The sequence below is a fragment of the Mesorhizobium sp. C416B genome (assembly GCF_030323165.1).
In the GTDB taxonomy this organism is placed as follows: Bacteria; Pseudomonadota; Alphaproteobacteria; order Rhizobiales; family Rhizobiaceae; genus Mesorhizobium.
Genome location: NZ_CP100471.1, coordinates 2609964 through 2634796 on the forward strand (window position 1 = coordinate 2609964; position 24833 = coordinate 2634796).

General features: G+C 58.1%; 15 protein-coding genes and 8 pseudogenes. 8 read left to right on the forward strand and 15 right to left on the reverse strand.

Annotated elements, in window-relative coordinates; all coding sequences use genetic code 11:
* Positions 1-43 precede the first annotated feature (43 nt).
* The 7 genes and pseudogenes from NLY43_RS32510 to NLY43_RS32775 all read right to left on the reverse strand — a co-directional run.
* Positions 44-124, reverse strand: a pseudogene (locus NLY43_RS32510) (hypothetical protein); the annotation flags it as partial.
* Positions 125-180: 56 nt separating this feature from the next.
* A pseudogene (locus NLY43_RS32515) lies at positions 181-1131 on the reverse strand (SDR family NAD(P)-dependent oxidoreductase); the annotation flags it as partial.
* Positions 1110-1668, reverse strand: a pseudogene (locus tag NLY43_RS12790) (nuclear transport factor 2 family protein). The pseudogenes NLY43_RS32515 and NLY43_RS12790, both read right to left, overlap by 22 nt.
* 174 nt (positions 1669-1842) lie before the next feature.
* Positions 1843-2076, reverse strand: a complete 234-nt coding sequence (locus NLY43_RS12795; RefSeq protein ID WP_023713636.1) for a ferredoxin — start codon at positions 2074-2076, stop codon at positions 1843-1845.
* 39 nt (positions 2077-2115) lie between these two features.
* Positions 2116-3333 carry a cytochrome P450 gene (locus tag NLY43_RS12800; protein ID WP_023715660.1) on the reverse strand — a complete coding sequence of 406 codons (1218 nt, stop codon included), beginning with the start codon at positions 3331-3333 and terminating at the stop codon, positions 2116-2118.
* A gap of 812 nt (positions 3334-4145) precedes the next feature.
* Positions 4146-4389 (reverse strand): annotated as a pseudogene (locus tag NLY43_RS12805) (transposase); the annotation flags it as partial.
* A 62-nt stretch (positions 4390-4451) separates the two neighbouring features.
* Positions 4452-4769 (reverse strand): hypothetical protein, encoded by a 318-nt coding sequence (locus NLY43_RS32775; RefSeq protein ID WP_502882163.1) that lies wholly within the window; start codon positions 4767-4769, stop codon positions 4452-4454.
* A gap of 29 nt (positions 4770-4798) precedes the next feature.
* On the opposite strand from NLY43_RS32775, the gene NLY43_RS12815 reads away from it, so the two are divergent.
* The gene (locus NLY43_RS12815; RefSeq protein ID WP_023713573.1) at positions 4799-5191 is read left to right on the forward strand and encodes an MFS transporter; all 393 of its coding nucleotides are present in this window, start codon (positions 4799-4801) and stop codon (positions 5189-5191) included.
* An 864-nt stretch (positions 5192-6055) separates the two neighbouring features.
* Here NLY43_RS12815 and NLY43_RS12820 read toward each other — a convergent pair.
* A pseudogene (locus NLY43_RS12820) lies at positions 6056-6588 on the reverse strand (transposase); the annotation flags it as partial.
* A gap of 652 nt (positions 6589-7240) precedes the next feature.
* Here NLY43_RS12820 and NLY43_RS12825 point away from each other — a divergent pair.
* The 4 genes and pseudogenes from NLY43_RS12825 to NLY43_RS12840 form a co-directional block, all read left to right on the forward strand.
* Complete coding sequence (locus tag NLY43_RS12825; RefSeq protein WP_023712972.1) at positions 7241-8170, forward strand: isopenicillin N synthase family dioxygenase; 930 nt, start codon at positions 7241-7243, stop codon at positions 8168-8170.
* A gap of 161 nt (positions 8171-8331) precedes the next feature.
* Positions 8332-8511: pseudogene (locus NLY43_RS12830) on the forward strand (IS6 family transposase); the annotation flags it as partial.
* A 1-nt stretch (position 8512) separates the two neighbouring features.
* Positions 8513-9059, forward strand: a pseudogene (locus NLY43_RS12835) (IS110 family RNA-guided transposase); the annotation flags it as partial.
* Positions 9060-9353: 294 nt separating this feature from the next.
* Positions 9354-9674 (forward strand): annotated as a pseudogene (locus NLY43_RS12840) (DDE-type integrase/transposase/recombinase); the annotation flags it as partial.
* A 92-nt stretch (positions 9675-9766) separates the two neighbouring features.
* Here the strand turns inward: NLY43_RS12840 and NLY43_RS12845 are convergent.
* The 7 genes from NLY43_RS12845 to NLY43_RS12885 form a co-directional block, all read right to left on the reverse strand.
* Positions 9767-10222 (reverse strand): RidA family protein, encoded by a 456-nt coding sequence (locus NLY43_RS12845; protein WP_050589770.1) that lies wholly within the window; start codon positions 10220-10222, stop codon positions 9767-9769.
* 392 nt (positions 10223-10614) lie between these two features.
* Positions 10615-11589 carry a threonine ammonia-lyase gene (locus NLY43_RS12860; RefSeq protein WP_023712969.1) on the reverse strand — a complete coding sequence of 325 codons (975 nt, stop codon included), beginning with the start codon at positions 11587-11589 and terminating at the stop codon, positions 10615-10617.
* A gap of 1275 nt (positions 11590-12864) precedes the next feature.
* The gene (locus NLY43_RS12865; RefSeq protein ID WP_023712968.1) at positions 12865-14550 is read right to left on the reverse strand and encodes an ABC transporter ATP-binding protein; all 1686 of its coding nucleotides are present in this window, start codon (positions 14548-14550) and stop codon (positions 12865-12867) included.
* Entirely contained in the window at positions 14550-15374 is an 825-nt protein-coding gene (locus NLY43_RS12870; protein WP_023712967.1) for an ABC transporter permease, read from the reverse strand. Before NLY43_RS12870 ends, NLY43_RS12865 begins: the two co-directional genes overlap by 1 nt.
* Positions 15375-15383: 9 nt before the next feature.
* Positions 15384-16334: an ABC transporter permease gene (locus NLY43_RS12875; protein ID WP_023712966.1), complete on the reverse strand. Its 951-nt coding sequence runs from the start codon at positions 16332-16334 to the stop codon at positions 15384-15386.
* A 2-nt stretch (positions 16335-16336) separates the two neighbouring features.
* Positions 16337-17902: an ABC transporter substrate-binding protein gene (locus tag NLY43_RS12880; RefSeq protein ID WP_023715655.1), complete on the reverse strand. Its 1566-nt coding sequence runs from the start codon at positions 17900-17902 to the stop codon at positions 16337-16339.
* 55 nt (positions 17903-17957) lie between these two features.
* A complete protein-coding gene (locus tag NLY43_RS12885; protein ID WP_198025540.1) occupies positions 17958-19433 on the reverse strand; it encodes an aminobutyraldehyde dehydrogenase in 1476 nt (491 codons plus the stop codon).
* A 409-nt stretch (positions 19434-19842) separates the two neighbouring features.
* Between NLY43_RS12885 and NLY43_RS12890 the strand changes: the two genes are divergently transcribed.
* Genes NLY43_RS12890 through NLY43_RS12900 form a run of 3 tightly spaced genes read left to right on the forward strand, consistent with a single transcriptional unit; the run spans position 19843 to position 24820 of the window.
* Positions 19843-21897, forward strand: coding sequence for a hydantoinase/oxoprolinase family protein (locus tag NLY43_RS12890; protein WP_023712963.1), 2055 nt, complete (start codon positions 19843-19845; stop codon positions 21895-21897).
* Positions 21894-23585 (forward strand): hydantoinase B/oxoprolinase family protein, encoded by a 1692-nt coding sequence (locus NLY43_RS12895; protein ID WP_023712962.1) that lies wholly within the window; start codon positions 21894-21896, stop codon positions 23583-23585. Before NLY43_RS12890 ends, NLY43_RS12895 begins: the two co-directional genes overlap by 4 nt.
* The gene (locus tag NLY43_RS12900; protein ID WP_023712961.1) at positions 23582-24820 is read left to right on the forward strand and encodes an NAD(P)/FAD-dependent oxidoreductase; all 1239 of its coding nucleotides are present in this window, start codon (positions 23582-23584) and stop codon (positions 24818-24820) included. Before NLY43_RS12895 ends, NLY43_RS12900 begins: the two co-directional genes overlap by 4 nt.
* Positions 24821-24833 lie beyond the last annotated feature (13 nt).

The window sequence follows — 24833 nt, forward strand, 5'->3', positions numbered from 1 at the left end:
CCAGCACCGACCCGGTAATGTAGCTCGCTTGCGCGCTGGCGAGAAAGCGCACGGCCCGGGCGATCTCGTCGGGCTGCGCCATTCGCCCGATCGGTATGCAGTGGCGCATCGCCGCGAGGTCCATTGTGCCCGCCGCTCCAGTTCTGCGATCATCGACGTGCACATACAGCCCGGCGCAACCGCCGTAACCCCAATGCCGCGCGAAGCCCACTCGCAAGCCAGCGATTTCGTTAACGGTATCAGGCCCGCTTTGGAGGCGGCGTGGGCGTTTCGCTTGGGATTGCTACCAGGCCCGCCATCGAAGCGATGTTGACGATTGCGCCGGCCGGCCCCATGCGTCTCGCCGCTTCGCGGGCCATGATGAACGGCACAAGCAGGTTTACTACCAGGCCGCGGCGGCAAGGCCTCGACGCCCGTGTCGACAGTCGCAGTCATGGTCGGTCCGACAGCCGCGTTGTTGATGAGGAATTCGATCCGTGCGAACTGCGTTTCGACCCAGCCGTAGAGCGCGCGGACTTCCCCCTCTCGCGAGACGTCGCATTCGAGGCCGAGATGAGGGTGGCCGAGGCCACGGGCCAGTTCAACCACGCCGCTGCCCGGGAGGTCCACAGCAACAACAGTGTCCGCATCCCCGACAAGGATCTCGGCCAAGGCACGTCCGATCCCGCCCGCGGCACCTGTAGTGATGACGATGCGTCCAGCCTGTTTCATGAGAACTTCTCCGCGAGCCTCAGCAATCTCTGCCCGCCAACGCTGGGGGCCGGGATGATGCGCCGCGGTAATACAGCGACCTGCTGGTGACGGCCCGTTACTGCCCCAGATCCGTCGTGCGTTCCCGCAGCGGTCCGACTCTCGATTGGCAGGGCGACGCAGGCGACGGACCCTTCGGGGAGAGGCGATGCGACCCAGGGCAAGCCACTTTTGCGAACCCATCCGCCGGCCGAGCTTGGACCTCGGAGACTGCCGCGCAATACAGTCCTGTTCCTGTGCGGCAAATTTAACGGAGCAGACCGTTGTCGCGGTCAGGCCGCTGCGGAGCAGAAAAGCAATCCTCTCGGCTACGTCCTTCCCGGGCAGGCTTTCACCGGGATCGCTGTACCATTGCAAAATCACCATAGACCTTGTCTCCATTGCCGGCTCCCCCGTTCGGAACGTCTGCAGGCTTCCTGGCCAAGAGGAATGCGATCCTTCGCAAGCGCATAGACCGGGTCATCCGGATGAGGTGCGCCGATCGGCTGCCGGGACCCGAACCGTTCTGCCTTAGGGACAGCTGATGGGATCTGCTCCTCGAGCCAATCGTAGACCACCGTCCGTTCGGCAATCCGCCACTCCCTTCCCTCTTCTGAAACAGATCACAGTAGCGGCCGCACGCAGCATCTGGCGTACTTCTCCATCTTTGTCCTTTCCGCGTTGCATTGCCGAGAAATAGCTCTCGACCGCGGCCTCTGCCGGGCTGATGAATTCGATCAGGATGTTCGTGATCTGATGGACGTTTCGCGGTCCGGTCTTGAAGACACCGAGCGCTGCCCCGTGATCGTCATGCGCATCGGACCAGTACGAGCTGCGGATCGCCGCCTCATCCGCACGGTCTACCCCGCGGCAGTACCGACAGAGACAGTCGCGGATCGCCTCACGGTCGAGTAGTTCGGCAATTTTTTCCTGGTCCATCGGCTCTGTCGCAAATGCTGAAATTGGAAGAAGGTGTTTCGCGAACCCGCCTACCGTTTGCGCGTCATGTGGATACCTTGGGAGGGTATCGTCTGTGCAGGAGGACGAGGTCGGTGGAAACAGAGGGCCGCATGCCATGCTTGCCAGCGTGCGGCCACATGGGTCGACCTTGGTTCAAGCCCGCCTGACGCTCTTTTGACTGAGGTTCGGTTGAGGCTGCGCGGCGGGCTCGCAGTCGACTTCCAGCGCACTTTCGGGGCAGGATTGCGCGCCTCGTGTCGCAAGCAGATACTCCCCCGCCGTGATTTCAATGTCACCGGGCAGGATGTAGCCCTTGAAGATGTCCGGCGCTTTCGCCGCGCATCGCGCGTGGCCCTGGCATTTGGCCCTTTGGACGATGATGCGCATGGCGCTGCCTCCATTGTCTGTGCCCGGCTCGGGGCGGGCCTAAGACCAGTCCAGGATCAAATTTTCGATCCCGAACACATGGCCGCCAGAAGTTATCGGCGCCGTACCCTGCTTGATCCTGAAAGCCGGGATGCGCGCCAGCCACTCCTCCAGGCCAATGACAATCTCGCGCCGGGCAAGGTGTGAGCCAAGGCAACGGTGGGGACCATAGCCAAACGCTGCGTGGCGGTTGTCCTCCCGCTCCAAATCAATCGTGTTGGGGCATTCGAATTCCGCCGGGTCACGATTGGCAATCATCGTGGCGCAGGAAACATAGTCCCCCTTCCGGATCGGCGCGCCTTCGAAGTCGATATCTTTCGTGGCCACGCGGATCAACTGAATGGGCGGATAGGCCCGCAGCAATTCTTCGGTTGCGAGCGGGATGCGGTCCGGTTCGCTCCGCAGCAATTGCTGATCTTTGAGGTTGCGTGCGAGGTACGCCAAGTCAAAGCCTATAGCTGCTGCGACCGTGTCGAGCCCAGCGACGAAGACAAGCACGCCGATGCCGCGGACTTGGGTGTCCGTCAGCCGGCGGCCCTCGACCTGTGCCTGCACGATAAAGGTCATGAAATCGTCAACCGCCTCGTCGCGGCGCATGGCTGCAAGTTCGTCGATGAATGCCACGATCGTCCGGGCAGCCACAGGTCGTTCCTTATCGTCGCCGTGGAGAAGATCTTTCCCCCAGCCGACGAATGTATCGAGTCGGTCATCAGGCAACCCCAGAAAGCGCAGAAAGGTGCTCACCGCGAAAGGAAAGGCAAAATCCTTCATCGCGTCGCAGCTTGTGCCCGATGCGACAATTCTATCGATCAGCATGATCGCTTGCTCGCGGACAGCCGGCTCCAACACCCTCACCCGCTTTGGCGAAAGCAGCGGAGTGAGCAGTGAGCGAAAGACGCCATGGGCCGGTGGATCGAGCTCAAGTGGGATCGTCGGCCAGTTTTCACCCAGTATGGAGGAGAAGATGCTGCGATGGCTGGAAAAAGTCTCAGCGTCCTGCAGCACCTTGCGCTGGTCCGCGGCACGGGTGATGACCCAGGTACCCCGGCCATCTTGCGTGTTGTAGCGGGAATAAAAGATCGGAGGCCCGTTATGGGCGCAAGCGACAGCTGCGTGTGGATCCCCGTTGGGCGTCGGTGACATCCCTGGTGACGTAAACAGGCTGAAGTCCCTCACCATTTCGGGCGGGACATAATCTGGAACGGGGTTAATCGCCATTGGTTTCTCCTGAACGTCCGTCTTGCGCTCGATTGGGATCGCACGGCTGTCTCGACTGCCAGCAAGGTGGTCGTGCCGTCTCAGGCGCCGTACAATCGGTCAATGAGCGCTGAGCTCCATCAAGCGCTGCCGACGCGTCCACCCTGACAAAATTGTCGGAGCAAGTTGCGTGCCGATTGGCGCATCGTCTGCGTTGCACCACTTGCCCGCACCGGAGCCCCGGCCTTGGCGGCCCTTTTTCGTCTGCTTTCGACATTCTTGTTCGGCTTCGGACACAGGGAGATTTGCGGATGAGCGATGAGCGCGATCTCACCGCGTCCGGAGCGGTGCGCGCTTGCTCAAGAAGTCGGAAGATCTCAAAGACTTCCTCCAAAGAGCGGGAGCAGCAATGGCGGCAGCGCGCTTGCTTGGTATGAGGCGGCTCAGCGGTTGCGCGGGGTGCTCGGTCTCTGCATCAGTGTGCTCCTGCTCAGCCGAAAGGGTCTGGAAAAAGGTGGTCGATCCGGTGCCTTCAAATGAAATGCCATGGCACGCTTGCTCTCATAGTTGGAGCTGATCAAGACGCAAAAGAGAGGTCAAACGGAGCCATGGTGAGCGCGAAGCTCCTTACAAGCTCCTAAACTAAGAGGCCTCTCTGATTGCGGTCGTTTTGGTAAGATGCTCCTGCACTCTTTTCTGGGCCGTCCCGCAGGTCGCTCGCTTCTCTTCGCGTCGGCGCCCTGGCCGCCGCATGTTTGACAGGCAGGTTCGGGACTCTCGATGAGATCGCCTCGCCAATCGTTCCCCACGGCCATTCAGGGCATCGCCCTCGGAAAGCGCCGCGCCAAATCGCGAAACCAGCGGTAGACCGCCTGCCAGGCGCCGAAATGGATCGGCAGCATCCGCCAGCCGCAACCCGCGTTGATCACTTGATCACCAGAAATCGGCCTCGCGCGACGCTCAGGCTTGGGCATCAGCGGAGCGATCCGTTTCCACTCTTCATCCGTCAGATCGGACGGGGAGCGCTTGGTCGTCTGGCGATCTTGGCCATCCGGCCACGGCTCTGTTCGTCCACATCCACAGCTTGAATCACAAACCAGCCTCCGCCGAAATCCCCAATTTTCCCATGCCAAACGGCCTTAGCAGTCCGCGCTCGTTCCCGCCGAACATCGCGACATCGTCCCTCCCGTCGCGCTCGGTATCTGTTTGCGCATGGCTGATTCGAGACGATGGTCGCCGTAGAATCGCTCGATGACATGCTTTCGGACGATGGCATCCTCGTCCGGCTCAAGGAAATCGGCATCGATGTTGCACGCCTCACCGTCACGACGTGTCGCGAAGCGATGAACACCCCTCTTCCGTGCAACGCCGCCGGGAAGGCGGCCCCTTCTGAGTTTAATGCGGGTCAACGCAGCCACCTCATGTTGTAGCGCATCCAACCCGGAGAGCTTATTCATGACCGAATCCGCGACAGGCCTCATGGACGGTGTTCGCCACGACCCAGAAAAGCCCGATTACGGCCTTGTCCAGCATGGGGTGCGGTATTTGCGCTTGCCTTGGGCACCTTCGGGTTGGTGACGGCAGAGTTTTTGCCGGCGGCGTGCTGACGCCGCTCGCGCATGATCTCGGTGTCACCGATGGTGCGGCTGGACAGGCGCTGACGGCGACCGCGATCGCCGGGGCGATCTCGGCGCCGACGATGGCCGTTATTACAGAGCGTCGTGTGGGCGATGACGCTGCTGCAGATCCTGTCCAACGTTCTATCAGAAGTCGCGTGGTCGCTACCGTTTTCCTGACGGCACCCGTCGCGCTCGGCATAGCGCTGAGGGGCTTCTGGTCTATTTCGGCAGCGCTGGCGACGTGCCGCCAACCGATGTGATGCGTCCGCCATCAAACGCAGCTGTGATCTTCTTGCGTCCGACGGCTGGAAAACACAACGGCGGCAACGTATCGTCGGTCACGGCGGGTATGGCTTGTATGAGGATTGTCAATAGGATGGTTCGGGCGGTTGTCTGAGGTTGGGTTGTTTCTGTCAGATTCAGTAATAGGGCGATGGTGAGCGGGGATATCCCTATGTTCGACCGCGGCGCCCCATCCCTGCGTCCCCGGCCCATGGTTGTGCTTGCCGCGCGCGCAGCGGCGGTCAGGGGTGGCCGTAGGGCCATCGCGCAGCGACGTGCCCTTAACGGGCGCGAGCACTGCGGCAAGCTTGCCGGTCGGAGACGAAGCGTGGTGATCCAGCCCCCCGCGCGAGGAGCGGAGGTTGTTCCTGCGCTGTTGACGGCCCTCCATGGTCTGAGCCCAGATGGCATGACGCGGCTCGGTCCCCCAGCCAGATCCAACTTATATAGGGTCGCTGTTGACAACAGCTGCACCAACATCCCGCTTGCGGCGAACAAGAGCTCAGAATGACGAGACCATTCTGACTCACGGCATTTGAGGCCAATCAGAGGCTCGGTTCGTCCACCTGGATCCGCCAGGACTGATCAGCTCCTGGAAGATGGCAGCATTCGGTGGGAGTGGCGTATCAGGCGGCCGTCATAACCGCCCCCCTCGATGACGACTCCCGCATTGACTTATTTCCACAGCGCCACGACCAGCTTGCGGCCAAGAGCCACAATCAGCGTCTTCTTCAGCCGCCCGTTGTTCTGCTTCACCCGCTCCTTGAACCACGAGGTGAGGGCCGAGCGCGGTTGATGGCGTACCCACAGCCAGGTAAGCTGAACGAGCGTCGTTCGCAGCCGCTGACGTGGCGCGTGCGCTCATGCGTCAAGGCCTTACGCTGGGCGCCAGACGCCGCCGGTCCTCTTCCTCCGGCGTGGGAACCCGGGGCACCGCGCAAACCCGCGGCTCACCCCTTTTATAAGGTGAGCAGTGCGCGCACCAAGCGCCTCGCCGTCGATCCTGTCGGTCTTGGCGCGCCGCCGGCGGCGCGAGGTGGCGATCGAGGCCGGGTCGATGATGTGACTTTCGATCCCCTCGGCTTCCAGCACCCGGTGGATCCAGAAGCCGTCGAGCCCGGCTTCCTGGATGACGACCAGCGGAAAGCATCGCCCGGTCCGGAGCTCAGACTTCCGCTTGAGCTCGGCAAAGCGCGCCAGCAGCCCGGCGACATCGCCAACCGCCACCATGTGCTTCGAACATCCTCTCGCCACCGCCCGGCGAGAGCGACGTGACGAGCCATTTCGAGCGGGACAATTCCAATGAGACGAAAATTGCGCCAAGATCGGTGCGGATGGCGGTCGGCGCTTCGGGTTGACGACCTGCGACGGGCACGTTCGGCCTCCAGAGCGAGATGTTTCAGCGACCTCACTTTGCCATAGCGCCGTCGCTATCCACCTCCCCCATAGGATCTCGCGAGATCTCGTGGAAGGGATGCCTAAGCAACCGAACTTACGCTAAATCAACCGCTTAAGCTACATCCGCCAGCCTCTCAACCACACTGTCGCGCATAAGACGGGTTACGCTCAAGCAATTGTGACGTTTCTGTGAAATCTCGGAATAAAAGTCCAAACACTTTTGCAATAATTATTGATCAATTCTTAATTTTTATAGCCTTGAATCCACAAGTAATACAATATATGTTGCCATGCAAGGACAGATAAGAACGGATATACAACCGTGAGCATAACCTTACTTGGGAAGTGATACCCCACTTCTAATTCAACCAACCGCGAGCACGAAAGAGATGGGCGATAGGTCCGACAGACTCGCATTTCAGTCGCTCTCCAAACACATCAGGGCGAACTGTGCCCGTAACAGCTATCAGACGCCACGTTCTTGGATGACGAGATGAGCCGCCTGCAACATACGGCCGTTCCTATGTGAGCACACTGTCTGGACGACGGAAGATACATTGCGATCAACAATGTGCACTACAACGTTTTTCAGAAGCCCCACAGGGGCAAAGCACGAAAGAGGAGTGACTATGACCACGCTACCGCAAATATCACTGGCGAAACTGTCAGCCGATGCAACGCGACGTGAAGAGCAACAGCACTTACGCGCAACCTGCGAGGAGTACGGGTTCTTTTACCTTATCGAGCACGGAATCCCGAAGGAACAGATCGCAGAAGCGATCGACGCTTCCCGGCGGTTCTTCAAATTGCCACAGTCGGTCAAGGAACGCTATGGTCAAGCTGCCCAAGACGTGTACCCCGCTACCGCCCGTGGATACAGTCCGTTTCACGGCGAGGTGCTACATCCCGACACCGGCCCCGATCCAAAGGAACTGTTCGACTTCGGAGTCGAGGACGAATACGACCGGCGTCCATATGGCGGACTCACGCGCTTCCCGGATGACGCCCTGGCTCCTGGTTTCGCGCGAAGCCTGCTTGCTTTGCAGGCTACTGTGCTTAACGGGGTTGTCCCGCAGCTTGGGAACGCGCTTGCCGACCTGCTCGATATGGAACAGGGCTGGTTCCAACGCCATTTCAGCCCGCCAACAGTCCTGCAACGGGTGATCCGGTATCCAGCTAGCGGCGGCGTGGCCGGCAAGCATACCGACACTGGCTTCTTCACGCTACTCCTGCAGGAGGAACTCCCTACGCGCTCCTTGCAGGTGTGGTTCAAAGGGCGCTGGACGCCGGCGCCGAGCCTGCCCGACAGTCTAGTAGTCAATTTGGGCGACATGCTTCAGGCCTTGAGCGACGACCGATTCAAAAGTACGCCGCATCGGGTCGTACACAACGGTTCGACCGACAGGATTTCGCTGCCGTTCTTTATCTTTCCCAACATCGACGCTCGGCTGATCTCGCGGCAAGGGAAGTACACCTTCAGTGTCGCAGAAGTGATGCTGCGCAACGCCACGTCACAGGAAAACGGGAATGGCGCCGGACGTGCGCGAGAGTTGCAGTAGTTTGAGACGTGCGTAAACTGGGGCGACGACGCGGCACACGTCGACGAGGTGTACGCAAATCAAGGATGTGTTGCAAGGTTTTTGGTAACCAGGCGCATGGCATTGGGCTCCGGTGTTCCCCGGAGAGTTGAGATGTTCAAAGGCGCCATTTCGACCAATCCGTGATCTTGCTTTGCATCGCTGGTATCTGGCCTACGGGCTAAGCCTACGTGATCTTCGAGCAATGATTGGCGGAGCGTGGCATTAGTATCGATCATTCAACGATCCATCGCTGGGTCGTTCATTTCGCGCCGCTGCTGATAGAACGCTTTAACCGACGCAAGCGCCCCGTGACCGGCAAATGCCGGCGTCGGGATCCTGATCGGGCTCGCCGAAGACGAGAATAGCGCGCTTATCCCGCCGCTTGCCCGAGATGCGCTTGTTCCCTTGGTCGAGCAGCTACGGGCAGCGCACGAGAAGGTCCGTGAGCTCGATCATCAGATTCACGCCTGGCAACGCTCGAATGAACTGAGCCGGCCACTGGAAACGATCCCCGGCATCGGTACAATCACCGCCAGCGCGATCGTTGCAACCGTGACAGACGCCTCCCTGTTCAAATCCGGCCGGCAACTCGCGGCTTGGCTTGGACAGAACTCGTCTGGAGGAAAGGATAGGCTCGGCCGGATCAGCAAGCAGGGCGATCCCTATACCCCGACTGCTTGTCGTTGGCGCACATGCCGTCCTCAGATTCAGCCGCAAGGGCAAAACAGCGCCTACCCGCTGGGCTGCCGAGCTTCTGACGAAGAAGCCCTATAATGTCGTCGCCGTTGCTCTTGCGAACAAGACGGCGCGGATCGTCTGGGCGCTGATAACTACGGGCAAGCGCTTCGCAACTTCGCCGGCAGCGTGACGTAGTCGCAAGGGATACGCAGAGATCGGTGAGGTGCTGATGGTGTGATGGTGAACGGTCGAACCGGGATCGGACAAACCCGCTCAGTGGGTGCCGCTCAAAAAGCGCGTTGACCTGTCTGGGATCCGATCCGCGGACTTCATCAGGGCCAGCGGCATGAATAGGCCGCACTCAAAGGCCGAATACATGCCTGCACCCGACCGACCTGTCATCAATGTCAGAAAGCCCTTGCCACGCGGAGGCCTGTCATCCAGTGGCGATCAAATTAGAGGGCCGTCCCGATCGCATCGTAGCATCGTCATCGACGGCAGTCAGACCAACCGGGAAGACATTGTTTCCTGCGATGCCACAAGTCGATTGCAGGATTGCTCCCGGCGCCGGTCAAAGCCGACCCGCATCCGCCAAAGCCAATACCTCAATAACCGCATCGAGCAGGATCATCGGCGCATCAAGCGCCGGGTGCGGCCGATGCTCGGTTTCAAATCGACGCACACCGCCGCCGCCACCCTGTCGGGCATCGAGATGGTCCACATGATGCGCAAACGACAGGCGCGGTATGCCTTCAATCCGAACCCGTCTCTCGCAGAGCAGTTCGAAATCCTCGCTGCCGCATAAGGTTGTCACCACTCTGGCAAATTCTCTGACCAGACAAAACTTTGCAACGGAACCCGGCGGTCTTTTCATCCACGTTTCGATGCCATATATTGCTAGTCTTCCGCCACGGTTGCGATTATCTGGATTTCAACGACAGCGGCGCCAGGCAGAGACGCCACTCCAACTGCTGCTCGAGCGCCAATCCCTTTTTCACCAAGCTCCTGGAAAAAGTAGTTTGAAGCGTGGTCGGCGATGCGCGAGTGCTGATTGAAATCGCCGCTCGCTGACACGAAAACCGTCATAGACAGTATGCTGTCGATCCTCTCTTTATCGGTTAGCAGCCTCCGCGCTACCGCTAGCGCATTTGATGCGGCGAGCTCTACTGTCTCTTTGCAGCCTTCCAGATCAAAGTCATTGGTGAAGGTGCCAGTGTGAGTTAGAATACCATTTTTCCGCGGGGTCATGCCCGCCGTAAACACCAAGTCACGATGGCGTTTAGCAAGAACGTAGTTTCCATGTGGCACAATGGTTCGCCCGCCAGACGACCCACCCGTGGCTTCCGCTCCCATCTTTGATCTCTCTCCATCAGCTTTGATGTGCTACAATCCGTTAAGTTCGAATTCTCGCCCCACTGATCGATAGGATGCGGTGATCGTATTTGCCATAAGCATGGCGATCTTCATGGGACCGACGCCTCCAGGACCAAGGGTACTCAGGTCATCAACTGCTAGCTGTCGATGATATTGCACCCATCTCGTACAAGCTCGCACAAGAAACCGGAGAGGGCTACTACGATACCTCTTGTCGACTGATAAGTTGCGGTGAGGACATACGTGGTCATTGCTTACCTTCGAAAGGTTGTAGGACATCGTCCGCTCATTATGGGCGGATAGGGTCAACAGGAATCCAGATCAGCGGTTCATCAGGGTTCAGCTCGCGAGAGTCTCTGCCTCACTTGGCATCAAGCGCGAGGTTTCAGAATCTCGCAAAAGGTATCGAGGTCGACATTCCCGCCGGAAACTACCGCCACGACAGTCTTTCCCTTCCATCTCTCGCGATCACGCAGAACTGCTGCAACAGCAGCAGCGCCCCCAGGCTCAGTGACAATTTTTAAGTCGTTTGCGAGTGCTTGCATGGCAGAGATCACGTCCGCCTCAGACACGGAGAACCCTTCAGCCAAGAGCTTCTTGTTGATCGGGAACGTCTTCTCTCCTGGGATTTGCGTTACGATCGAATCGCAGATTGAGTTGTGACCAGGTTCATTTCCGATCCGCTCGCCAGCGATGAGCGATCGCTTGGTATCGTCGAAGTTTTCAGGTTCGGCGGAGTAGACAAGAGTTTGAGGAGCTAATTCCCACATCGCAGTTGCGATGCCAGCAATCAAACCACCCCCACCCGCCGGGCATACAAGGGAATCTGCCGTCGTATTTCGTTGCGCCAACTGATTAGCAATTTCGAGCCCGATCGTGCCTTGTCCTGACATCAAGACGTAGTCGTCATAGGGAGGGATAAGCACTGCTCCCGTTTCCGCCGCCACATCGCGGGCGATCTTGGCTCTATCACCGGTGACCCGATCATAGGTGATGACCTTAGCGCCGTATTCGGCAGTGTTGCGCAGCTTCACCGCAGGAGCACCATCTGGCATCACAATGGTGGACGTGACACCAAGCTCCGAAGCGGCCGCAGCGACGCCTTGGGCGTGGTTGCCGGATGAAAAGGCGACGACGCCGGCTGCTCGCTCTGCCTCGGTCAAAGAAGCAATCTTTACATAGGCCCCACGGATCTTGAAGGAGCCAGTGCGCTGAAGGCATTCAGCTTTGACGAGGAGGCGGAAACCGAATCGTTTGTTGAGGAGTTCAGACTCCAACAAAGGCGTGACACGCGTCACGCCTTTTAGGGTGCGGGCAGCCTTGGCTATCATGTCGAAATCAAGCATCTTCTTACTTCCTGAGCTGAGGCAATGGGGTATTTGGACTTTTTGCTAATCCGAACCAGGCTGAGCGGGAGCGGGCGTTTCTTGGCCGACATTTTCTGAAGCGCGCCCTCGCGGCAAATCCAAGAGTTCGATATCTTCGGCACTGTCGCAGTACGACATCCTGAAATTCGTCACCATCGCCCCCCAGCTCCCCCCGCCACAGATGCATGCCCTACTCCCGCAGGGGCTCGGGAAAGCCGCGGCGGCAGGATCACAAAAACCTCGTTCATTTGCATGGGATGGGGGAAGACAACGCGCTTGCATCACTTCTAGGCCGCTTCAATGCGAGAGTTGTTCCAGTTCGCTTGGATCCTTTGAAACGCCAGAAATCATTTTCGAAAAAACTCAGAAGTTGCGCGGACATGTAGCACTCTGTAAGTTCTTCCTTTGAATAGATAACACTGGCCTCGGTCGCCTGGGTGAGGCTGGCCGCATTTGCTGCCATGTGATGAACATTGCAAATCCCATCCTCTCGCAATGCCTTTTCCAGATTCGCCGTGGGACCTCGTTGTGTGCGCCCCGATGCAATGTCATTCGAGCACCGCGCTGTAGAATTCGGGGCGCCGCCTTCCGTCGTCACGATATGCGCGCGTTCATGACAGAAAATCGTGCCATATGATGGTCGTCACGGCGCCAAGCGCAAGACCGTTAGCGCCGGTCCCTGTCGCTACCGGGAACACGAAGGTTTTGCTATGACTGTCGGCCCGTGGAAGCGGATAGCGCATACCGGCACCAGGCTTGACACTATCCGAAGCCGAGGACGCGTTAAATTCGCCACAGATCTCGCTCGTCGAGTTGCGATCATTGAGAATGAGGTACTCCTCCTTGCCCTTGTCCCTGCTTCCTTGAACCCTGTCCGACCGACGGGCGTGTAATCATGGATGAGCACGTTCTTGAGTTCGCAGGGAACATGCGTTTGTGCGAGCGGCGAAGGGGCTTCGTGAGATCGCAGCCATGTTACTTCTCCTGCCGCTTGTTGTCGGGTCACAGAAGTGCCGGGCGGCGACCTCGGCCTGATGCTGGCTGCCGTCAATTGAGCGCAGTGTATATGGCTCCCGAGGTTCGCGTCCGCCCGCTCGCCGTAGGCGAGATCGATCGCCTTTTGAGAGGGTGGCGAGTAGGTGAAAACTGCCCAATGCGCGGTTCGAGCAACGCCGCCAGAAAGCTTCCGCAGGTAAAGGAAGTCATCGGCGCAGGGACACCTCATAGAACTGGCGGATCGCCAAGGTTTCATCGCTAGTTCCCTGCACTTCCCATCTTTCGCCCGGCGATCGCTCTTTCGAGCCAGCCGATTTCCATCTCCGGCACGGACGACAGCAGTAGATCGGTATAGTCATCGAAGGGCGGCGTCAGCACCTGGCTCTTCGCGCTATAGCGCACCACCTCGCCGCGATACATCACGGCGATGGAATCGGCCATCGACTTCACCGTCGCCAGGTCATGCGTGATGAAGAGATAGGCGACCTGCTCGATCCGCTGGAGATTGAGCAAGAGCTTCAGGATGCCATTGGCCACCAGCGGATCGAGCGCCGATGTCACCTCGTCGCAGATGATCAGCTTGGGCTTGGCCGCGAGCGCGCGGGCGATGCAGACGCGTTGTTTTTGGCCGCCCGACAGTTCGGCAGGATAACGGTCGATGAAGCCCGTGCCCATCTCGATTTCCCCGAGTAGTTCCTTCACCCGCTTGTCACGTTCGGCACCCCTTATCCCGAAATAGAAGGTCAGCGGCCGGCCGATGATCGTCCCGACAGTGTGGCGCGGATTCATCGCGACATCGGCCATCTGGTAGATCATCTGCAGTTGGCGCAGATCTTCCTTGGTGCGATCACCAAGCCGGTTCGACAGCAGGCGACCGTCGAATGTGATTTCCCCTTGCTGCGGTGGCAGGAGTCCGGTGATCGCGCGCGCCAGCGTCGACTTACCGGAGCCGGACTCGCCAACCACCGCCAGTGTCTGGCCGGGATGGATGTCGACGGAGAGATTCTTCAACACCTTGACGATGCCATTGCCATAAGCGGCCGCAACGTTCTTCACCGACAGGATCGGCGTCGGTGTCGGCCGCTTCTCCTCATGCGCTATTTTGTGCACCGAGACGAGGGCCTGTGTATAGGCGTCTTTTGGATCCTTGATGATCTGGTTGGTCGTGCCCTTCTCGACCATTTTGCCATGGCGCAGCACCAGGATATCGTCGGCGACCTGCGCGACCACAGCGAGATCGTGGGTAATGTAGAGTGCTGCGACGCCGGTATCCCGGATCGCCTCCTTGATCGCAGCGAGCACGTCGATCTGGGTCGTCACGTCGAGCGCCGTGGTCGGCTCGTCGAAGACGATCAAATCGGGTTCGGAACACAGCGCCATTGCCGTCATCACGCGCTGCAGCTGACCGCCCGAGACCTGGTGGGGGAAGCGCTCGCCGATGCTTTCGGGGTTCGGCAGGCTGAGCTTCTTGAACAGCGCCACGGCGCGCTTTTCGGCTTCGGCCCGCGTCGCCGTGCCGTGCAGGAGTGCTGCCTCGACCACCTGGTCCATCAGCCTGTGCGCCGGATTGAAGGCGGCTGCCGCCGATTGCGCGACATAGCAGACCTCACGGCCGCGCAATTTGCGAAACCCTTCGTTGCCGCCCTTCAGGATGTCGCGGCCATTGAGGATGACCTCGCCGCCGGTGATGCGCACGCCGCCGCGGCCGTAGCCCATCGACGACAGGCCGATGGTCGATTTGCCGGCGCCGGACTCGCCGATCAATCCGAGCACCTTGCCCTTTTCGAGCGTCAGCGAGACATCGTGCACCAGCACGATGTTCTTCGGCGCCTCACCCGGCGGATATACCGTGGCCTCGATGCGCAGATTGCGGATGTCGAGCAGCACGCCCGACTTCGGTTGCCCGGGCTTCGGTTGCCCGGGCTTCGGTTGCTTGTCAGCCATTACCCGCGTCCTCCCTTCAGGCTTGTCGTGCGGGTGAGCACCCAGTCGGCGACGAGATTGACCGAAATCGCCAGCGCTGCGATCGCCGCCGCCGGAATGAGGGCGGCGCCTATGCCGAAGACGATGCCATCTTTGTTTTCCTTGACCATGCCGCCCCAATCGGCGTCCGGCGGCTGCACGCCAAGCCCGAGGAAGGACAGCGTCGACAGGAACAGTACGGCATAGATGAAGCGCAGGCCGAGTTCCGAAACCAGCGGCGACAGCGCATTGGGCAGGATTTCGCGAAAGATGATCCAGACCTCGCCTTCGCCGCGCAGCTTCGCCGCCTCGACATAGTCCATGACGTTGATGTCGACAGCAACAGCCCGCGACAGACGATAGACGCGGGTCGAGTCCAGAATGCCCATCACCAGGATCAGCGTCACCAGATTGGTAGGCAGCACGGAGAGCACGACCAGGCCCATGATCAGCGTCGGGATCGACATCAGGAGGTCGACCAGTCGCGATAACAGCGTATCGAACCAGCCGCCGAACACCGCCGCCGAGAAGCCGAGGATGGCGCCGAGCGAGAACGATAGCGCGGTGGCAAGCACCGCGATGAACAGCGTGATGCGGGCGCCGTAGATCATGCGCGACAACAGGTCACGACCGAGATTGTCGGTGCCGAGCCAGTGTGCGGCCGACATCAGTTCCCAGACGTCGCCGACGATCTCGCCATTGCCGTGTGGTGCAATCAGGGGCGCGAAGATCGCCGCCAGCACAAACAGGGAGGTCAGCACGATGCCGATCAGGGCGGGGATGGGAATGCGTTTGATATCGAGCATACCCGCCCCCTATTTCGGATGTCTGAGACGCGGATTGGCGACGATCGCCGCAATGTCCGCAATGATGTTCAGGCTGATGTAGACGGCGGCGAAGATCAGGCCGACCGCCTGCACGACAGGCACGTCGCGTTTGGTGACGTGGTCGACCAGATACTGTCCCATGCCCGGATAGACGAAGATCACCTCGACCACGACGACGCCGACGATGAGATAGGCGAGGTTGAGCATGACGACGTTGATGATCGGCGCAAGGGCGTTCGGGAAGGCATGCTTGCGGATGACGTTGAAGGCCGAGAGACCTTTCAACTCCGCCGTCTCGACATAGGCCGACTGCATGACGTTGAGGATCGCCGCGCGCGTCATGCGCATCATATGGGCGAGCACCACCAGTGTCAGCGCCGTGGCCGGAAGCGCGATCGCCTGCATGCGCTCGCCGAACGGCATGCCGTCATAGACGGTCGAGATGCCCGGGAAGATCTGCCACTTCACGGCGAAGAAATAGACGAGCACATAGCCGATGAAGAATTCGGGAAACGAGGTCGAGGCCAGCGCCAGTCCGGAGATAAGCTTGTCGATCCAGCCATTGCGGTAGCGCACCGCGATCAGGCCGAGGATGATTGCCAGCGGCACGGCGACGATTGCGGCGGTGAATGCCAAAACGAGTGTGTTGGAAAGTCGGCCCCCGATAGCGGTCCCGATATCCTGTCCTGTCGACATTGCGGTACCGAGATGGCCGGTCAGGATTCCGCCAAGCCAGTGGAAGTACCTGATATAAGCGGGATCGTTGAGGCCGAGCTGCTCGCGCAGATTGGCGAGCGACTCCGGCGTCGCCGATTGTCCGAGGATGGCTTGCGCGACGTCGCCGGGCAGGATCTGGGTGCCGGCGAAGATCAGGACCGAAACGGCCAACAGGAGAACGAAGCCCAGCGCAATGCGCTGGGCTATCAGTTTCAAGATCATGCTTAGGCCTGGACCCAGCACTTGGATAGAGCGTAGGCTCCCATCATTTCCTGGTTCCCGTCATCGACCCAACCGCCAACCCTTGGCCCAGTCGCGTCAATGAAGTCGTTGAACATTGGAATGATGGCGCCGCCGTCATCACGTAGGATTTCATTCATGTCCGCGTAGAGCTTTTTGCGCTTTTCCTGATCCAACTCGCCTCTCGCTGCCAGCAGCATTTTATCGAAGTCATCCCGGAAGAAGCGGGTTTCGTTCCAGTCGGCCTTGGAATAATACAACGTCGAGAACATTTGGTCCTGCGTCGGTCGGCCTGCCCAGTAGGATGCGCAAAATGGCTGTTTGTTCCAAACTTCGGCCCAATAGCCGTCTCCCGGTTCGCGTCTGATATCAAGCGTAATCCCCGCCTTCGCAGCGCTCTGCTGATAAAGCTGCGCAGCATCGACGGCGCCGGGGAACGCGACGTCGGATGTCCGCAATGTTATCGCTCCATCGTATCCTGACTTTTTGAAGTGAAACTTCGCCTTATCGGGATCGAATGATCGCTGCTCTGCGTCGGTGAAAAATGGATAGGACTTGTTAATTGGGGTGTCGTTGCCAACTGATCCGTAGCCCATAAGGATCTTGTCTACCATTTCCTGGCGATCAATTGCGTACTTCAACGCGAGACGAAGATCCTTGTTGTCGAAAGGAGCTGTGTTGCAGTGGGCAGCGAACAAATAATGACCTCTACCCGCTACGTCGCGGATCGTCACCCCAGGTGCACGCTTGATCAAATCGACGACCTTCGGCTCGACGCGGTTGACGATGTCAACGATTCCACCCTGTAAGGCCGCCATACGCGCCGAGGAGTCGTTGATGATGATAATTTCGATCCGATCGGCAAAACCGCGATCCGTGCGCCAATAATTGGCAAAACGCTCGCCTACGTGTCGGACCCCCGGCTCGTTGACAGTAAAGTGATATGGGCCAGTTCCGATACCAGCTGTCGGGTTGTCCTTCCCACCATTTGGCTGGATCATTAGATGGTAGTCGGCCATCAGATATGGAAAATCCGCGTTCGGCGCTTTTAAAGAAATAACAACGTCCTGATTAACGGCACTTATCTTGTCGATCGCCCCCAAGAGCCCCAACGCACCAGATTTCGATTTGGCATCCGAATGTCGTTCAAGCGTAGCTACCACGTCGGCAGGCGTCATCTCCTTGCCATCGTGAAACTGCACCCCCTTGCGGATCTTGAAAGTCCAAACCATCGCGTCTGGCGAAGACGAGAAAGCTTCTGCGAGAGCAGGCTCTACCTTACCGGATGGGGATACTTCCACCAATTGCTCCGCCCAATGCCGGCCCAGAAAGGTCGGCACATTGCTAGTCCACACAGCAGGATCAAGACTGTCCGTCGTCGCGCCACCTACCATACCGGCCTTAAGCGTCCCTCCTCGCACGGGACCAGCGGACGCGATGCTTGGCAACGCTGCACATATCATGGCTGACGCTCCCAACGCCGCAGACGTTTTAAGGAACTGCCTGCGCGTTGAGCCATGGACGATTTCATTTGGAAACTTGCTAGTCATTGCATTCCCCTTTTTACTTTGGTTACGAGAACACGCTCGGTGGCGTCTTCAAACATTAGGCAAACTTAACCATTGCATGCTTGATTTGGGTGTAATCCTCCAGCGAGTATGGGGACAGGTCTTTGCCGTATCCGGACTGCTTGAAGCCTCCCCAAGGCATCTCCGAAACAAAAGGTAGGTGATCGTTGACCCACACTGTTCCAAAATTCAGGTTCCTGATGGACGAGTGAGCGCGCGCTACATCCCGTGTCCAAACCGACGCAGCCAGTCCGTAAGAGACATCGTTCGCCAACTTGATGGCTTCGGCTTCGGTGCTAAACTTCTGCAGTGTGACGACCGGTCCAAACACCTCATTTTGAATGATCTGATCCGATTGAGACACGCCCGCTATTAAGGTGGGAGCAACGAAAAATCCCCGCTGTTGCGCAACGCTTGTCCCGCCCACAAGAATGTTCTTGGGGTCTACCTTGTCGATAAATCCGTGAATGCGATTCCGTTGTTGGCGCGAGATAACTGGTCCCATGGCGATGCTTTCGTCACTCACGGGATTGCCGTAGGCTACGGAAGACAACTCAGTTCCCAAGAGATCCAGAAGCTTCGTGTAAACGCCTTCCGAGGCGATGATCCGGCAGGGAGAGCCGCACTCCTGGCCGGAATTCCAAAGCCCCATGATCCTGACCGTAGAGGCGACGAGGGCCAGGTCGGCGTCACCAAAAACCAAAACAGGGGCTTTGCCGCCCAATTCAAGGTGGACGCGCTTAAAGCTGTTGGCCGCAGACGCTGCAACATGCTTTCCCGATCGACCACTGCCTGTCAGTGCAACCATGTCGATATCGGAGTGCGAGGAAATCGAAGATCCTACAGGATCCCCGTCTCCACAGATGATATTCAGCACGCCATCCGGAAGCAGACCTTTGCATAGCTCTGCCATTACAAAAGTCGTTATTGGAGTGAGTTCGGACGGTTTAAGAACGATCGTATTTCCGGCCGCCAATGCCGGGGCAATTTTCCAGATAGCCATCATCAAAGGGTAGTTCCAAGGAACAATCTGCCCGATGACACCAATAGGCTCGCGCCGGATCATCGATGTATAGCCGCGAAGATACTCACCAGCGGACTTGCCTTCGAGAACCCTTGCAGCGCCTGCAAAAAACTTGAGATTATCGATTGCAATGTCGACTTCGCCTTTAGCCATCGCTAAGGGCTTGCCAACATTCAACATCTCAAGCTGAGCTAGGCGGTCCTTGCCTTCGCCGAGGCGGTTAGCCAACTCGAGTAGGATGTTGGAACGGTCTGACGGCGTCGTATCCCGCCATTCCTTGAATGCGTCCCTCGCCCGCCTCGCGGCAATCTCAACATCAGCGGCGCCTGACTGAGGGGCGGAAGCGATAATCGTCTCGTCGGAAGGATTGATAATTTCGTAACGTTCGCCGCTCACTGCTTCAACAAATTCACCGCCGATGAAGTTGCGAACGTATTCTCTATTATTCATGTAGAATCCCTCTCTCGCTCTATTTTTGGCGTCAGTCATGTTAGTCGATCCAGACATGACTTCCCCCGACGCTGCCTCAGACCAAACGTTGGCCACCCGCTTGAAATTTTGAAAAGGAGCTACCTGCAAACCCTTCGATAGGGAGGTACGGACAGGCATGGCCGCTTCTCCTGTTCAAGTCAGGGATATTCGGCGCGCTGAACCAGGTGGGGAACTTAGTAAATTGCCATTTTATGGAATTATATAGACATAGCTACTGCCTCGACGCGCGGACGCAGTTCCGCGCCAGGGACCTGTTGACCCCGGACATGGCTGCACGTCGCACTGACAACTGTCGACCAGATTCCGCTATCGAATGGCCAGAATCGTGCTGTCGCTCGCTGCAGGATCGGAAATCATAGCGTAACCCCAAATTTCTTGGGGCGCTGCAATCAGGTTCGGGACTATTATGGCACAGAAGCAATTTCGGGTCGGCGTTGACGTCGGCGGAACGTTCACCGATCTCTCGCTCATAGATGAAGATACGGGTGAAGTTTACAACTTCAAAACTCCCTCAACGCCTCATGACCCGTCAGAGGCGATCGAGAATGGACTAAAGCAGGTGATTGCGGCAGGTGTCGATCCCGCCACCATTGCGCACTTCGGGCACGGCACAACCGTCGCGACCAATATGATAATCGAGCGGAAGGGGACTCTGACCGGCCTTATCACAACGAAGGGTTTCAGAGACACCTTGGAGATTGCGCGTCAGCAGCGGCCGCATCTTTACGACTATTCTATCCACAGACCTGCTCCTTTGGTGGAACGTTGGTTAAGGCTTGAGATCGCCGAGCGGTTTACTGCGGATGGCGACGAGATAATCCCCCTCGACGAGGACGCGGTACGCGCGGCCGCGGCCAAATTCCGGGAGGCGGGCGTAGCCGCAGTTGCAGTCTGCTTCGTCCACGCCTATCGGTTCGACGGGCACGAAAAGCGGGCCGGAGAAATTCTTCAGCAGGAACTACCCAACGTTCCAATTTCCCTGAGCTCCGACGTGCAGCCGGAATTCCGCGAATTTGAACGTTTTTCTACCACCGTTATGAACTCGTACCTGACGCCTAAGATGGCCGGTTATCTCGATCGTCTCATGCGGCGGACTCAGGCATTAGGCATCCGCGCCGTTCCGCACACGGTACATTCAAACGGGGGCCTGATGTCGATGGACACCGCTAAGGCATACCCTGTCCGTACATGCTTGTCCGGTCCAGCAGCGGGAGTTGTTGGATCTGCGCAGGTGACCTTAGCCGCAGGCTTTCCCAACGCGGTGACCTTTGACGTCGGAGGAACTTCCACAGATGTCTCCTTGATCCTTAACGGGAGAGGAGCGTACACGCCGCTTCGGGAGGTAGCGGGCTATCCTGTTCGCTGCCCTATGGTCGATGTCCATGTCATCGGCGCCGGCGGCGGATCTATAGCATGGGTTGACGATGCTGGAGCACTCAAGGCAGGCCCTCATTCAGCTGGGGCAGTGCCAGGTCCAGTGGGATACATGCTCGGAGGCACCGAGCCGACCATAACCGATGCTAATCTTCACATGGGACGGCTGAATCCTGTTGCTCTCCTCAACGGTGCCATGCCGGTCGACCAAGCAGCAGCCAAAGGGGCAATAGCGGATATCGCGGCGAAGATAGGTGCCTCGGCCGACGAGACAGCTGATGGCATCCTGCGTATTGCGGTGGCAAATATGGCGCGCGCTATCCGGTCGATTTCGGTCGAGCGCGGCTGCGACCTGAAGGACTTCGCTCTGGTCGCCTTTGGTGGGGCGGGTCCATTGCATGCGACCTTCGTGGCGGACGAGGTGGGCATTCCAACCGTGCTCGTGCCTGAGGCGCCAGGAACGATGTGTGCTCGCGGGGTGCTGCTTTCGGACGTTTCGCGCAGTTTTGTTAAGTCACACGTGATCGCATTGTCCGAGGAAAGCTGGGGGAAAGTCCTTAAGGAAGCCGCGCGACTGACCGCTGAAGCAGAAGAGTGGTTGGTCAGCGAAGGAGTTCCGGATCAGCTGAGACAATACATACGAGTAATTGAAGCCCGGTACATCGGACAGAACTTCGAAGTTCGCGTAGAGGCGGACACGGACGACAAAGAAGCCTTCATCCGCGCCTTCTACCGTGTAAACGATGACGTTTATGGCTACCACGTTGAAGATCGTGACATCGAGATTGTCAATGCGCGCGTCGAAGCAATCGGAAAAATAGCGAACCCGCTTGAAGAGCCGCCGGTAGTCACCTCTACCGTCGAGGACGCAACACTTGGCACGAGGTCCGTGCACATGGGCGACGACAATGGCGGGTGGACGGAGGCAGTGGTGTTCGACCGCGCTCGCCTCCCGGTCGACGCGACGATTAGTGGCCCTGCCATTATCGAAGAACTTACGGCCACAACGGTCCTACCTGCCACCTGGACCGCGAGAGTCGACAATTGGCGCAACATCATTCTGACCCGGAAAAGGCTGGACGCATGACTGAGATCAATGCAATTGACATGGAAGTATTCAACAATCGCCTTTTGTCGATAACCGACGAAGTCATGAATACTCTCATCCGCTCTTCGTTCTCGACGAACATCAAGGAGCGCAAAGACGCTTCCGTGGCGATCTTCGACAAGAAGGGCCGGCTTATTTGCCAAGCTCTCTACATTCCGATGCTTCTGTCTGGCGTGATGGGAGGCGTTGAAACGCTGCTAAAAACCCGCAAGTTGGAGGATATTCGTGAGGGTGATGTGTTCATATGCAATGACGTCTACCTCGCTGGCGGTTCCCACAATAATGACATTGCGATCATCACCCCAGTATTCATCGAAGGCAAGATTGAATATTTCATTGGCAACATTGGTCACCATTCGGACGTTGGGGGAGTTATCCCTGGTTCCACGGACCACATCCTGACAAGCGTATTTGCTGAAGGGATTCGCATCCCTCATGTTCGGATCGTGCGGGAAGGTCAACTTGATGAAGATCTTCTCTATATGATCGCCCACAATACGCGCGATCCTATGGAGCGAATTCTCGATCTCAAGGTACAAATTGCTGCAAATAGCCAAGGTGCGGAGAGTCTGCGCAAGCTGTCGAACGGATACGGCCTTGCACGTGTACAGAAAAGCATGGCCGATCTTCTGACGTACACCGAACGGCGGATGCGCCAGCGGCTGAAAGAGCTACCGAATGGTGAGTACAGATCTATTGCTTGGACTGACGATGAAGGCGTCCCCGGTCCGCGGAAGAAAATCTGCCTTACGGTTCGGATTCTAGATGGCGACCTTACCCTAGACTTCGAAGGCACAGACACACAAGCCAAAGGCGCTATCAATATGGGCAAGTATCCTCTCTTGGCGGCAGCCTTCTGCGGTATCAACATGATGGTTGATCCGAGCATTCCTGCAAACTTTGGTATGTTTCAACCTGTTCGTATCAACGCGCCAATGGGAACAATCTTAAATCCGACGTTTCCAGCAGCTATTGGCAACCGCGAATATACCGCGCAACGCGTTGTTCGTGCAATCACTCTTGCCTTTGCACAGGTACTGCCTCGAGATCGTGCAGTCGCTCCATCGGCCGATATTAACACTGGGATGGCATTTTACGGGATGCGTAAGTCCGGTGAGCCATTTGTTTACGTCGAAACCGTAGCGGGCGGCGTAGGCGCCACCCTTCATAAGGATGGCATGCACGGAACACAGGTGGGGACCACCAACACTTCAAACACTCCAGCAGAGTCACTGGAAATCGAATTCCCGCTTATCGTCCGTGAATATGGTCTTGCCACGGACACCGTCGGCCCCGGTAGAACCCAGGGAGGTGCTGCCATAATCCGGGACATCGGCTCGCTAGTGGACGGGGTGTCGGTCTCGACCAAGGCCGACGGCAAGAAGAGCCCCGCCCCGGGCATCTTCGGGGGTGGGGATGGTGGGCGCTCCTCGCTCGAATATCATCGAGCCGATGGAGAAGTCGAAGAACTTGAAATGTTCGTCGTTGACAGGATCATGGCTAAGGGCGACGCCGTTCGACTTATTTCGCCGGGTGGCGCTGGATTCGGCCCGCCCGAAGAACGCTCACGAACTGAAGTTAACTGCAGTGTACGGGATGGTTTCATCTCGCGTGGCTTCGCTGACGAGCACTATCCGGAGTCAGCCTGTAAGGCGGCCGCTCAATGAAGGCCCAGTATGACGCCGTAGTGGTGGGTGGCGGCATTGTTGGTACGACGGCCGCTTACTATCTCGCCAAGGCTGGTAAGCGCGTTGCTCTTTTGGAGAAAGGGCGGATAGCGGGAGAGCAATCCAGCCGTAACTGGGGGGCTGTTCGGAGCCAAGGGCGTGATGCGAGTGAGATTCCGATGATGCTCGACTGCCTTGACATCTGGAGAGGCATCGAAAAGGAGCTGGGCGAAAGCGTCGACTGGCGACAGCAGGGACAGATGCGGGTCATCTACGACAAAGAGATGAGGGAACGATCTGAAGCTTTCCTTCCCATAGCTAAGGAGTTCGGTCTCACGACCGAACTCCTTACCAGGGGCCAAGTTGGTGACTTGCTGCCACATTTTGATGCCAGCAAATGCGACGGAGCCATGTTCACACCAACAGATGGGAATGCGGAGCCCGAAAAGGCGGCACCAGCCTTCGCGCGAGGGGCTGCGAGAAACGGCGCTGTCATTATGGACTACACTGCGGTCAAGGCGATCGAGACCACAAACGGGGCGGTGTGTGCAGTGGAAACAGAGCAGGGTCGACTAGAAAGCGAGACAATCCTCCTAGCCTCTGGAGCGTGGACTAGTCGCCTTTTGAAACCTCTTGGCGTCTTCCACCCCAGCCTATGGATACGCGGCTCTGTGGGCCGAACAGGTGTGCTTCCTATCGAAATGCGGAAGCTCGTCGTTTGGGGCAAGTGCGCCTATCGTCAACGTCCCGACGGCCGCTTGAATATTGCAGTTGCAGAAGATGGCTTCCATGATCTCATGCTAGAAAGCCTGACCACTGGTTTCAGGTTTCTGCCGCTTGCACGACGCAACTGGCGAAATGTTCGGTTCAGTATTGGCAAACCGCTGCTGCAGAGCCTCACAGGAGAGTTTTCCGACTTCACAACTCATCGCACCCTTGATCCTAAACCAGACTTGAGGGGCCTTTGGAAGGCAGCTAGACTTTTCCTGGAGGAATATCCTGGGGCTGGCCCTATTTCCTATGATCGAGCGTGGGCTGGTTTTATTGACTACATGCCTGACGAGCTGCCGGTCCTGGATGAATTGCAGCACCCGAGTGGTCTGTTTGTCGCTGCAGGTCTGAGTGGCCACGGCTTTGGCATAGGGCCGATCATCGGAAAGACAATGTGCGACTTGATTGTTATGGGCCGTAGTAGCTACGATCTAACACCGTTCAGCTCTCGCCGTTTCATCTAGGTTGCGAATGGAA